Here is a 12,129-nt window from a genome sequence, read left to right on the forward strand (position 1 = left end):
TTTTTTCAAGTCAAAAGTCTGCTGGTGTCAGTCGTAGGGGAATGTTAAAATTAGGGAGAAAGGAGGGGCTCCAATGTTACAAGCAATCGCGATCTTTGCCACCGCGTTCTTGATCGTGGCCAACCTTGGTGGCAGCAAGGCCAAGAAGGAAAAACACGTGACCGACTGGTTGATTCTTGCCCGGCTCTGTTTCTTCACCCTACTGACCGTTACCATCATCAAATTAATTCTGACCTTCCCACACGAACTGTGGATTGGCCTTTGCCTGTGATCCTTTACCTGATCCTGGTGGATGCCTTTATGGAGACCAACTTCCGCCTGAAGCGCGAGACCTTTGGCAATCCCAACCGTTCATACATGGCCATCTTTGCCCTGGTGATCGCCCTCGTCGTGGTTACACTCTGGTTTTAAAAACTTTTTCAAATAAATTTTGAAAAAAGTATTGCATTTCTCCAGAATTTAGATATAATTATTTATGTTGTCTGGTTGAGATAACAAAACAACTTAACAGCGATGCCCCAGTGGCGGAATTGGCAGACGCGCAACGTTCAGGTCGTTGTATGGGTTTCCATGTACAGGTTCGAATCCTGTTTGGGGCATAAGATAAGTCCGGTAGATGTTATTCTACTGGGCTTTTTTGTTTTCTCGGGAGTACTTCTACTCCGGGACAAAAAAGAGGGACTAGCCAATCACAGCCGATCAACTAGTCCCTTTTATGCTATTCATTACATTTCTTGATCCCGATTGATCTTGCTGACACCCTCGACGAAGTCCTTCTCAACCCGCTTGAAGTCGGGTGATTCAGTAATTGCATCGTCCGGAATCTCGTCTAAGTTGGCGATTACTTCCAGGTGTTGCTTGAGATCGTGGAATTTCATCGGTGCATCGCCACCGTATTCACCATCCAGGTTGATCATGATCCGGTCATCCTTATTTAGCGGCGTCACCTCAACGTCCGTCGCCTTGGCATAGATGATTCCCGGGTCACCGATGTGCTTACCCTGCAAGGCCTTCGCCATCAGGCTCAGCATATCGATCAGGCTGCTCTTCTTGACGATGATCATCGTGAACTTCCCGTCGTCCAGCGAAGCGTCGGGTACAATCTGCTCGAAGCCACCAACTGAATTGGTCAGCGCCAGGAAAAGCGTTGAGGCCTGGCCCCGGTACTCCTGGCCGTCATATTTGATATCTACGTCGACCGGCTTAACCCGGGGTAGGAGTTCGGCCCCCTTGGCAAAGTAGGCGGCGTAGCCAAACAACGACTTCATCTGTGATGGTACATCGTAGGTCAGCTCGGTCAGGGTTCCCCCGGCCGCAATGTTCATGAAGTAGTTATCGCCGGCCTGGCCAATGTCGATCTTGAACTTCTTGTTCTTGCGCAGGATCAGTTTGGCCGCCGCAATCGGATCATCACGCGGAATCCGCAACGCCCGCGCGTAATCGTTAGTGGTCCCGGCGGGGATGATTGCCATCGTCGGCCGGTGTTTCAACCCGGCAATCCCGTTGACAACCTCGTTTAGAGTCCCGTCACCACCGGCAGCCACGATCAGGTCAAAACCCTCCTCAGCCGCACGCCGGGCCTCGTTCTTAGCGGAGTTTGGTGCCGGCGTGGTGGCAAAGGCACTGGTCTCATAGCCGGCCTGCTCGTAGATCGAGAGGATGTCCACCAGGTCGATGCGCAGGGCCTCCCGACCAGAAGTTGGGTTATAAATCACTCGCGCTCGTTTTCGCATGGCCAATCCTCCTTTGCTACATGGCAGCCAAGGACTTCTTCAACAGCTGGGTAACCATCTGTGGGTTAGCCTTCCCGCGGGTCTGCTTCATGATCTGCCCCATCAGGAAGCCGAATGCCCGGTCCTTACCACTCTTGTAGTCGTCGATGGACTGCTGGTTGTTGGCCAGGACATCGTCGACGATTGGCTGCAGCTGAGCCGGGTCCGAGAGTTGAACCAAACCGTGTGCCTTAGCGTAGGCACTCGGTTCCTCTCCTTTCAGGATCCCCTTGAAGACTTTCTTAGCCATCTTGGATGAGATGGTACCGTCTTCGATCAGCTTGACCATCCCGGCCAGGTTGGCTGGTGTCAGCTTGGTCTCTGGCAGGTCAAGGTGCTGGTCGTTTAAGTAGGAGTTCACATCGTTCATCAGGTAGTTGGCCACCCGCTTTGGATCGCCACCATCCTTGACGGTAGCCTCAAAGAAGTCAGACATTTCCTTCGTCTGGGTCAGAACCATGGCGTCGTAGTCGGTCAACCCGAGGTCGTCGACATAGTGCTTACGCCGTTCACCCGGCATTTCCGGCATCTCGGATTCAATTTCCTTGATCCAGTCATCACTGACGTTTAAGTCTGGGATATCCGGTTCTGGGAAGTAACGGTAGTCATCGGCCCCTTCCTTGGTCCGCATGGAAACCGTGGTCCCGGTTGGCTCATCGTATCGCCGCGTTTCCTGGGCAATGTGACCACCGGACATCAGGACATTCTGGTGCCGCTTCTCTTCAAAGGCCAGGGCCTTACGAACGTAGTTGAAGGAGTTGATGTTCTTCATTTCCGTCTTGGTCCCAAACTGATCGGAGCCGACCGGCCGGATGGAGATGTTGGTGTCGACACGCATCGACCCCTCTTCCATCTTCACGTCGGAGATCCCGGTAAACTGGACCCGCTGCCGAAGGGCCTCCAGGTAGGCCACGGCCTCGTCTGGGGAGGCAATATCTGGCTTAGAGACGATTTCGATCAGCGGCGTCCCCTGCCGGTTGAGGTCGACGTAGGAGTACTTGCTGGTGTGGGTGTTCTTCCCGGCATCTTCCTCGATGTGCATCTCTTCGATCCCGATCTTCTTCTTCTTGCCGTTGACCTCAATCTCGATCCACCCGTCATGAGCGATTGGTGTATCGGATTGGGTAATCTGGTAGGCCTTCGGGTTATCTGGGTAGAAGTAGTTCTTTCGATCAAAGTGCATGTGGTGGGCAATCTGCGCGTGCAGGGCCAGGCCGGCCATGATCCCATCACGAACAACCCCCTTGTTCAGGGTTGGCAAAACACCGGGGTACCCCCAGTCGATCACGTTGGTGTTGGCGTTTGGCTGGTCACCATACTCAACCGGTGATGGACTGTAGATCTTTGAATTCGTCTTTAATTCAACGTGGACTTCGAGCCCAATGGTTGTTTGAAAGTTCATCTTAGTTTTGGCCCCCTAACTTTGGTGCTTGCTTGTGGAAGTCAGTCGTCTGTTCAAAGACGTAACCGGCATTGTAGATGGTCTGTTCGTCGAATGGCTTCCCAATAATCTGCAGGCCAACAGGCATCCCATTCTTTGCGGAGAAGCCGGCTGGGACAGACATCGACGGCAGACCGGCCATGTTAACTGGCACGGTCAAGACATCGTTCATGTACATCTTCTTCGGGTCGTCAATCTCGGCACCGATCTTGAAGGCGGTGGAAGCACCGGTAGCCCCCAGAATCAGATCGTGGTTCTTGAAGACATCGTCAAAGTCCTGGGCAATCAGGCGACGAACCTTGGCGGCCTTGTTGAAGTAGGCGTCGTAGAACCCGGCGGACAGGGAGAAGGTCCCCAGCATGATCCGCCGCTTGACTTCCTCACCAAAGCCTTCGGAACGGGACCGCACGTAGACGTCTTCCAGGTTCTTGACGTCCTTGGCCCGGAAGCCGTAACGGATCCCATCGTAACGCTGCAGGTTGGATGAGGCCTCAGATGAGGCAAGGATGTAGTAAGCCGGTACCCCGTACTTGGTATGCGGCAGGCTAACCTCGTCGATGATGGCGCCGAGGGACTCGAGGTGGTCTAGGGCTGCCTTGATAACGTCATGCACATCCTCATCCAGGTCATCGAAGTACTCCTTTGGCACGGCAATCCGCAGGCCCTTGACACTGGTGCTGTCGTTCAGGTTGGCGGCCCAGTCCGGTACCTCCTTGAGTGAGGAGGTCATGTCGTGTTCATCGTTGCCGGCGATCAGGGCAGTCAGGTAGGCGTTGTCCTTGACGGTCCGAGTCAACCAGCCAACCTGGTCAAAGCTGGAACCGAAGGCAATGATCCCCCACCGGGAAACCCGGCCATAGGTTGGCTTCATGCCGACCACGCCGTTAAAGGAGGCTGGCATCCGGATGGAACCACCGGTATCGGTACCGAGGGCGCCGAGGACGTCACCGGCCGCAACGGCTGCCGCCGAACCACCTGAGGAACCGCCGGGTACCCGGGTCAGGTCCCACGGGTTGTGGGAGGTGAAGAAGGCGGAGCTTTCCGTCGAGGAACCCATGGCAAATTCGTCCAGGTTGGTCTTACCGACGTTGATGAAACCGGCACGATTCAGCTTGTCAACAACCGTGGCGTCGTAAACCGGGTTGAAGTTGGCCAACATCTTGGAGGCGGCCGTCGTCGTCAGTCCCTTGGTCAGGATGTTATCCTTGACCGCCAGTGGCACCCCAGAAACCAGTTGGTCCCCGGCGATCCCGGCCGCGTCAATCTCCTGAGCGCGCTTTATGGCTGCGTCCTCGTTCAGGGTGATGAAGGCCTTGACCTGATCGTCGTTATCCTTGATGTGGTCGAAGGTCTCCTTGGCCAGTTCCGTGGCGCTGATCTTCTTGTTGACCAGGTCATCGTGTAACTGGGTCAGATCAGTTTGATAGAAATCCATTATTCGCCGTCCTCGCTTTCGTCAATGATTGCTGGAACCTTGATATAACCGCCATCGGTGTCCGGCGCGTTCTTCAGAATTGCCTCGCGCTCCTCCTTGGATGATCTGACGGCCTTGTCTTCACGCATCACGTTGACCCGGTCGGTGGCTGAAGTCATTGGTTCAACCCCATCGGTGTCGACGGCAGTGAGGTCTTCAAACATATCGATAATGCTTCCTAATTGAGTGGTAAACTTACCCAGTTCGTCCTTGGGGAACTCAAGCTTGGCAAGTTCAGCAACGTGTTCTACCTGTTGCTCAGTGATTTTACTGGCCATTCTCTCTACCTCTTTTCCAGTAATTTTGTATACATACATTTTATAATTTTAGCACAGAATGTCCTCGATTTTTATCAAAGGGCCATGATAAATCAAAATCAGCCGAACCGGCTAAGCCGATCAAGCTGATCTTTTACTTCTAGTATGATGTCAGGATGTGGGTCCGGAAGGTATCAGATCCGGCGTCACGGTAAACGATTGCCTGCATCTCGGAGTCAGACTGGATCCGGATGTCAATCGGAATCCCGTTTGGCAGGTACTTCTTAGCCGCCCGGGCGATGTACTGGGTGAAGCTGGCGATCTCCGACTGGCTATAGAACTGAGTCGTCACGGTAATGTGCATCCCGTTCAGCTGGCCGTTCTTGTACTGGGCCTGGGCGGTAACCCCGCTCAGGTTCGGGAAGAAGCTCTGAATCTGACTCTTGAAGTTGGAGAAGCTATCGTTGTCAGTCTGGCTGGCACTCCCCGTCGAACTGGTCGTCCCGCTGGCCTTTGGCAGAACCACGGTCTTGTAGTTCAACTGGTGCCAGCCGCTGATCGTACTACCGCTATTCTTACTGTAGGCAAAGAAGCTCCCACCGACTAGGCTGTCATCCGGTGCCTGCTTGTAGAGGGCAATCACGATTGGAATGTCGCCGACACCCGATTTCTGCCGGACCCGCTTGAGGACCTTGGCCGCAGCGATCTCTCCCTGACGCTTGACCTCTGCGTCACTAATCTTCTTGGTGAAGCTTGGGCCATCATCCTTCTTCTTGTAGTTATACTCGGAGTTGATCCCAATCCCGATGGTCATCCCCTTCAGCTTCATGGAGTTACCACTCTCTTCCATGTAGTCCTGCTCCTCGATCTGCTGAATGTATATCGGGTTCGGGTTGCTCTGCTTCCCCTCGGCTGGATTCAGACCGGACGGGTTATTCTTCGTCTTTCGTCCGAGCCAGTCTTCCAGCGTGCTGGTGTCCAGGTACTGCCCCTCCTGGAAGATGTAGCTCTTCGGTGAGAAGACCCGCTTTGAAACCTGGGTCAGCCCATTTTCAAAGCTCTTCAGGTTATACTGGTTATCGTTCTGGCTGACGTTGATCCCCCGGGCCTTGCTGGTCTTATAGCGACCGTTTTGGATAACCCCCTGATAGTTGCCACCACCGGAACCGGTCGTGGTGTAATCCTTGGATGAGGATGAGTGCCCGCCGAAGCCACATGATGCTAGAACAAGGCTGCTCATCAGGATCATGGTGGCAGCGGTAATTTTCTTTACTTTCGCATTCACGATTATTCTTCCTCCTGCATTGCTTGGTGGAACCGGGCCTCGTCCCAAACGGTAATCCCGAGGTCCTGAGCACGGGTCAGCTTACTGCCGGCCGCCGTTCCCGCAATGACAATATCTGTTTTCTTTGATACGCTGCTAGTTACCTTGGCACCGTGAGCCTCAAGCCACTGCTTTGCGGCACCGCGGGTCATCTCTTCCAGCTTCCCGGTTAAGACAACCCGACGACCGTTCCAGTCGCTCTCTACCGCCACCGTGGCGGCCGGCCCCTGGTAGGAAAAATTGATCCCCGCATCCCGGAGCTCGTCAATCAGTGCCACTACCTGCGGATTGGCAAAGTAGGTGTGGACACTCTCGCCGATGGTCGGACCAATTCCGTCGACGGCTGCGATCTCATCGGCGCTGGCCGCCATCAGCTGGTCCAGGTTGCCAAAGTGGGCCATGATCTGTTGGGCCGCCTTGGCGCCAACGTGACGGATACCAAGGCCGAATAATAAGCGCTCGACAGAATTATTACGACTATTGTCAATTGATGTCAATAGGTTATTAGCCGATTTGTCACCAAATTTATCTAAAGTTAACAATTGGTCGTAGGTCAGGTGGTAAAGGTCAGCCACGTCATGGATCAATTTTCGATCCCAGAGTTGCTGGATGATCTTTGGTCCCAGGCCATCGATGTTCATGGCGTTCCGGGAGGCAAAGTGGGCCAACCCCTCCTTGATCTGGGCCGGACACATTGGGTTAATGCAGCGCAGGGCCACCTCGTCGTCTAAGTGAACCAATTCAGCCCCACAGATCGGGCACTTGGTTGGAATCACATACTCCTGACTATCGGCCGGACGTTTCTTGAGGTCAACCCGGGAGATCTCGGGAATGATATCGCCGGCCTTGTGGATGTAGACGGTGTCGCCGAGGCGGATATCCTTCTCCCGCAGGTAGTCTGGGTTGTGGAGGGAGGCCCGGCTGACCGTCGTCCCGGCCAGTTGAACCGGGTCCATCACCGCGGTCGGCGTCACGTTGCCCGTTCGGCCGACCGTCCAGACGATGTCCCGAACAATCGTTGCCTGTTCCTCCGGTGGGAACTTGTAGGCAATCTCCCAGCGGGGTACCTTGACCGTGTTGCCGAGGGCGTTCTCGGTGGCCAGGTCATTGACCTTCTCCACGATCCCGTCGATCCCGTATGACAGCTGGTCACGCTGCTTGGTGTACTCGTCAATGTAGACAGCGATCTCCTCCTCGCTATGAACCACCCGGTTATTAGGATTGACACTGAAGCCAAGCTCCCGCATCCGATCGAGGGACTCGGCCTGGGTGGTCACCCCCAGTTTCTGATATTCCGGCACGTAATACATGAAGGTTGCCAAGTCCCGCTTGGCCGTCACCTTAGGGTCAAGTTGACGAAGGCTACCCGCCGCCGCGTTCCGCGGGTTGGCGAAGACGGGCAGGCCCGCCGCCTCGCGCTCCTGGTTCAATTTTACGAAGGACGCCTTAGGCATGTAGCACTCGCCCCGAAACTCCAAGGTTAACGGCTCGGGGGGCTGGTGGGGGATCGATTTGATCGTCATCACGTTGGCAGTTACGTCCTCGCCGATCGTCCCGTTACCGCGGGTCGATCCTTGAACCAGCTTTCCATTCTCGTAGACCAGGGAGAGGGACAGGCCGTCGATCTTGAGCTCCAGGTTGTATTCCGGGGCCACGGTCACGTCGCCGTTTTCTTGCTGACGACGGTTGAAGTCCATCAACTCGTCCACGGAGAAAACATCCCCCATCGACAGCATCGGGATATCGTGGTGGACCTTAGTCAGCTGGGTGGTCACCGCCCCGCCGACCCGCTGCGTTGGGGAGTCCGCCGATTTCAGTTCGGGAAACCGGGTCTCCAGTTCAACCAGGCGCTGGTAGGCCCGGTCGTAGACGTAATCTTCTACGCTAGGATTATCCTGCTCGTAGTATTCTTTCCCCCACTGGGTGAGCTGCTTACGGAGGGGGGCAATCTCTTCTTTGGCCGCCGCCAGACTGAGCTGGCTTACTGGTACTTGTTTATCCATTGTATGGCCTCACTTCTCTCAATCAACTTTGGTAATTGGGGCAAAACTGGCCAGGAGCCGTCTGACCCCCTGCTGTGGGAAGGCAATATCGAGCTCCATGTCGTTACCGGTCCCGCTGACCTTGACCACGGTCCCCTGGCCCCACTTCTTGTGCTGGACCTTGTCACCGGTCTTCCAGCTGACCTTGTCGGCCCCAGTCCCAGTGTTGGTAATTGGCTTGACCTTTTTCCCGGCGTCACGGTAATGGTGTTGCTGGGAACTGTAGGTCGTCGCCGTGGCTGCGGCTTGTTTGCGATTGCCCCAGCTGCTGCGCTTGACTCCCTGCCCAAACGGCAGCTTACGCTCGTTTAGGTCATTACCCTCGTCACTGTTTTCAAACTGCAGCAGGTCGGGGTTGATCTCCTCGACGAAGCGGGACGGTTGGTTGCGCTGGATCCGTCCATACAGCAGACGGGAGAAGGCATTGGTCAGGTAGAGTTTCTTCTTGGCCCGAGTGATCCCGACGTAGGCCAGGCGCCGTTCCTCCTCCAGCTCGTCGTCCTCCATGACGGCCCGGGAGAGTGGGAAGATCCCCTCTTCCATCCCAACCAGGAAGACAACCGGGAACTCCAGCCCCTTGGCCGCATGCAGGGTCATCAGCGTGACGGCCGGTGCCTGCTCGTCGACGTCGTCCTGGTCGGAAACTAGGGCTAGGTCGGCCAGGAAGTTGGTGATCTTCTGGATGTTATCACCCTCATCGTCCTTGTGCTTCTCGTCGTACTCCTGGGTCACAGACTTGAATTCGTCCAGGTTCTCCCGGCGGGCCTGCGCCTCGAGGTTCTTGTCCTGGTCAAGCATCTTGTTATAGCCGCTCAGTTCCAGAATCTGGTCGGTCAGGTCAGTCAGGCTCAGGTATTCGGACTGCTTGGTTAGGTTCTTCATCAGGTCGCCAAACGCGGCGATCTTGTTCCGGGTCCGGCTGGTAATCTGGTTGGCGATGTCGACGTTCTCGGCCGCCTGAAGGAGGGACCAGTGGTTGTCATTGGCAAATTCTCGCAGGTGCTCAACACTGGTCATGCCGATGCCCCGCTTGGGAGTATTGACGACCCGGGTGAAGCTCATCGAATCCTGGGGGTTGACAATCAGGGTCAGGTAGGCTAGGACGTCCCGGATTTCCTTGCGGTCGTAGAACTTGTGGCCCCCGACCATCGTGTAGGGCACACTGCTCTTCAGGAAGGTTTCCTCGACCACCCGTGACTGGGCATTGGTCCGGTAGAGGATGGCAAAATCATTGTAGTGGTAGCCGTGCTTCTCCCGTTCCTCCTTGATCTTGGCAACGATGAACTGGGCCTCATCGTGCTCGCTCTGGGCCCGGTAGTAGGAGATCTTCTCCCCCTGCCCATTCTCGGTCCAGAGCTTCTTCTTGCGCCGGTTGACGTTGTTGACAATCACCTCATTGGCCGCGTCCAGGATGTTCTGGGTGGACCGGTAGTTCTGCTCCAGCATGACCGTCTTGGCTTGCGGGTAGTCGTGCTCAAAGTTCAGAATGTTATTCATGTTGGCACCCCGCCAGCCGTAGATGCTCTGGTCGGCATCCCCGACAACGCAGAGGTTCTGATAACCACGGGCCAGCAGGTTAACCAGGCGGTACTGAGCGTCGTTGGTGTCCTGGTACTCGTCGACGTGGATGTAGTGGAACTTGTTTTGGTAGAACTCCAGGGTCTCCTGGTCCTGTTCAAACAGCTCGATCGTTTTCATGATCAGGTCGTCGAAGTCTAGGGCCTGGTTGGCCTCCAGTTCCTGCTGGTAGAGCTTGTAGGCCCGGGCTACCATGTTCTCAAACATGCTGTTAGCCTTATCGCTGTACTCAGCCGGCGTCAGCAGGGCGTTCTTGGCGTTGGAAATCTCGCTGAGAATGCTGCGGGGGTCGAACTTTTTGGTGTCGATGTTCAACTCGCCACAGATCCGCTTCATCAGCGTCCGTTGCTCACTGGTGTCGGCAATCGTGAAGGCCCGATTATAGCCGATCTTCTCAATGTCGCGACGCAGGATCCGCACACACAGAGCGTGGAAGGTCGAAACCCAGACGTCGTTGGCACTCTCGCCGAGCAGCTTGCCGACCCGCTCCTGCATCTCCTTGGCGGCCTTGTTCGTGAAGGTGATCGCCAGGATGTTCCAGGGAAGAACCCCCTTCTCCTCAATCAGGTAGGCCACCCGGTGGGTCAGGACCCGGGTCTTCCCGGAACCCGCCCCGGCCATCACCAGCAGCGGCCCCTCAGTGGTCACTACCGCCTCAGCCTGCTTGTCATTCATTCCTTCTAAAAGCTCTTGACTATTACTCACGCCGTTACCGTCCTCTCTTAAAAAATCATCAGCTAATATTATACCAAATAATCCGCTCCCTTGGGCCGAAACGCACCGGCAAATTCCCCGGCCGCCTTGTCCGTGCGACGACGGTCGTGCTAAAATAACCTGTTTTGTAAATTTAGTATTAATTAAGGAGGAATTGTGTGGATAAGCTATTTGAAAACACCTCGATCAAGCGCGCCTACTTCATCCTGGCCCTGCCGGTGGTCATGAGCATGGCGGTCACGATCGTCTACAACATGGTCGACACCTTCTTCGTCGCCAAGACCGGTAACCCCGACCTGGTCGCCGGGGTCTCCCAGGGGGCACCAATCTTCACGTTGATGATCGCCATCGGGGATATCTTCGGGCTTGGCGGTAGCTCGGTGATCTCCCGTCTCTTCGGTGAGCGCCGCGATCAGACGGCCCGCTACGTCAGCGGCTACTGCTTCTACGCATCCATCGCCTGTGGTCTGGTCGTCACTGCCCTGATGTTCATCTTCCAGACTCCGGTCCTTCACATGCTGGGAGCTTCCCCGACCACCTGGAAGTACGCCCGTGAGTACTATCTGGTAATTGCCGCCGGGGCAACCTTCATCATCTTCGGCCTCTCACCGACCAACATCCTACGGACCGAGGGCTTGGCTTCCCAGTCGATGATCGCCAGTATCACCGGGACCGGGATCAACATCGTCCTCAACCCGATCTTCATCTTCACCTGCGGGCTGGGGGCGGCCGGATCGGCCCTCGCCACCGTGGTCAGCAACGTCATTGCCGACATCCTGATGGTCTACTACCTGCGGACCAGGAGCAAGAAACTGACCACCTCAATCCACGAGACCCGGATCTCCGGCCGGCTTCAACGTGAGATATACGCCATCGGCATCCCCGCCTCGGTGACCAACATCATGGTGACCTTCGCCACCGCCCTCACCAACCGCTACCTGATTGCCTACGGGGCCGACAGCGTCGCCGCAATGGGGATCGCCATGAAGGTCAACACGATCATTGTGATGGTGATGGTCGGATTTGCCTTCGGTGCCCAACCGCTGATCGGCTACACCTACGGAGCCCGCGACGAACGCCGCTTTAGGCAGATCCTTCACTTTGATCTGGCCGTGGTCGCCGGCTTGGCGATTGTCCTGACCGCCCTGATGATGATCCTGGCCCCCCAGATCATCCGCCTGTTCATGCACGATCCGGTCATCGTCCGCGAGGGAACTGGGATGCTGCGTTGGCTGGCATCATCAACGACCATCGCCGGGATCGTAATGGTTCTGACCACCACCTTCCAGTCGATGGGCAAGGCCGTTCCCGCCTTCTGGCTCTCCTTTAGTCGGCAGGGGCTGATCTTTGCCGTCGTCATCGTCGTCTTGACCCACTTCTTCGGCTACACCGGAATTCTAGCCGCCCAGGCCTGTGCCGACGTCCTCACCCTGGTCCTCGCCGGCTTCCTCTATCACGTCTACCGACCGCATTTCAACTAAACAAAAGGGAGCAGCTTCTTTCACGGAGCTGCTCCCTTTTACCTAT

10 protein-coding genes and 1 tRNA gene are annotated in these 12,129 nt (G+C 55.8%); 4 read left to right on the forward strand and 7 right to left on the reverse strand.

The annotated features are described in order from the left end of the window. Positions 1–73 precede the first annotated feature (73 nt). The 3 genes from FD34_RS08710 to FD34_RS00635 all read left to right on the forward strand — a co-directional run bounded on the left by FD34_RS08710 (position 74) and on the right by FD34_RS00635 (position 599). Positions 74–271, forward strand: coding sequence for a hypothetical protein (locus tag FD34_RS08710; RefSeq protein ID WP_057805771.1), 198 nt, complete (start codon positions 74–76; stop codon positions 269–271). Then, a complete protein-coding gene (locus tag FD34_RS08715; protein WP_235805947.1) occupies positions 262–411 on the forward strand; it encodes a hypothetical protein in 150 nt (49 codons plus the stop codon). The genes FD34_RS08710 and FD34_RS08715 overlap by 10 nt, the downstream gene beginning before the upstream one ends. Positions 412–515: 104 nt before the next feature. After that, positions 516–599: transfer RNA gene (locus tag FD34_RS00635), tRNA-Leu, on the forward strand. Positions 600–725: 126 nt separating this feature from the next. Here the strand turns inward: FD34_RS00635 and FD34_RS00640 are convergent. The 7 genes from FD34_RS00640 to pcrA form a co-directional block, all read right to left on the reverse strand. Then, complete coding sequence (locus FD34_RS00640; RefSeq protein ID WP_057805773.1) at positions 726–1,733, reverse strand: diacylglycerol kinase; 1,008 nt, start codon at positions 1,731–1,733, stop codon at positions 726–728. 16 nt (positions 1,734–1,749) lie between these two features. Continuing rightward, entirely contained in the window at positions 1,750–3,174 is a 1,425-nt protein-coding gene (gatB, locus tag FD34_RS00645) for an Asp-tRNA(Asn)/Glu-tRNA(Gln) amidotransferase subunit GatB (RefSeq protein WP_057805776.1), read from the reverse strand. 1 nt (position 3,175) lies between these two features. Further along, the gene (gene gatA, locus FD34_RS00650) at positions 3,176–4,648 is read right to left on the reverse strand and encodes an Asp-tRNA(Asn)/Glu-tRNA(Gln) amidotransferase subunit GatA (protein WP_057805777.1); all 1,473 of its coding nucleotides are present in this window, start codon (positions 4,646–4,648) and stop codon (positions 3,176–3,178) included. Beyond that, complete coding sequence (gatC, locus tag FD34_RS00655; RefSeq protein WP_057805779.1) at positions 4,648–4,965, reverse strand: Asp-tRNA(Asn)/Glu-tRNA(Gln) amidotransferase subunit GatC; 318 nt, start codon at positions 4,963–4,965, stop codon at positions 4,648–4,650. The genes gatA and gatC overlap by 1 nt, the downstream gene beginning before the upstream one ends. A 139-nt stretch (positions 4,966–5,104) precedes the next feature. Then, positions 5,105–6,229 carry a CamS family sex pheromone protein gene (locus FD34_RS00660; protein ID WP_152936763.1) on the reverse strand — a complete coding sequence of 375 codons (1,125 nt, stop codon included), beginning with the start codon at positions 6,227–6,229 and terminating at the stop codon, positions 5,105–5,107. A 2-nt stretch (positions 6,230–6,231) separates the two neighbouring features. Further along, complete coding sequence (gene ligA / locus FD34_RS00665) at positions 6,232–8,271, reverse strand: NAD-dependent DNA ligase LigA (RefSeq protein ID WP_057805781.1); 2,040 nt, start codon at positions 8,269–8,271, stop codon at positions 6,232–6,234. Between the two features lie 18 nt (positions 8,272–8,289). Beyond that, entirely contained in the window at positions 8,290–10,593 is a 2,304-nt protein-coding gene (pcrA, locus tag FD34_RS00670) for a DNA helicase PcrA (protein ID WP_057805783.1), read from the reverse strand. Positions 10,594–10,760: 167 nt separating this feature from the next. On the opposite strand from pcrA, the gene FD34_RS00675 reads away from it, so the two are divergent. Further along, positions 10,761–12,083, forward strand: a complete 1,323-nt coding sequence (locus FD34_RS00675) for an MATE family efflux transporter (protein ID WP_057805785.1) — start codon at positions 10,761–10,763, stop codon at positions 12,081–12,083. The last annotated feature ends 46 nt before the right edge of the window (positions 12,084–12,129 follow it).

It is taken from the genome of Limosilactobacillus pontis DSM 8475 (genome assembly GCF_001435345.1).
Lineage (GTDB): Bacteria > Bacillota > Bacilli > Lactobacillales > Lactobacillaceae > Limosilactobacillus > Limosilactobacillus pontis.

Excerpts from the sequence above, each read along its gene's own strand:
- ligA (WP_057805781.1), bottom strand. The coding sequence starts at position 8,271 with ATGGATAAACAAGTACCAGTAAGCCAGCTCAGTCTGGCGGCGGCCAAA.
- gatA (WP_057805777.1), bottom strand. The coding sequence starts at position 4,648 with ATGGATTTCTATCAAACTGATCTGACCCAGTTACACGATGACCTGGTC.
- FD34_RS00640 (WP_057805773.1), bottom strand. The coding sequence starts at position 1,733 with ATGCGAAAACGAGCGCGAGTGATTTATAACCCAACTTCTGGTCGGGAG.
- FD34_RS08710 (WP_057805771.1), top strand. The coding sequence starts at position 74 with ATGTTACAAGCAATCGCGATCTTTGCCACCGCGTTCTTGATCGTGGCC.
- gatC (WP_057805779.1), bottom strand. The coding sequence starts at position 4,965 with ATGGCCAGTAAAATCACTGAGCAACAGGTAGAACACGTTGCTGAACTT.
- gatB (WP_057805776.1), bottom strand. The coding sequence starts at position 3,174 with ATGAACTTTCAAACAACCATTGGGCTCGAAGTCCACGTTGAATTAAAG.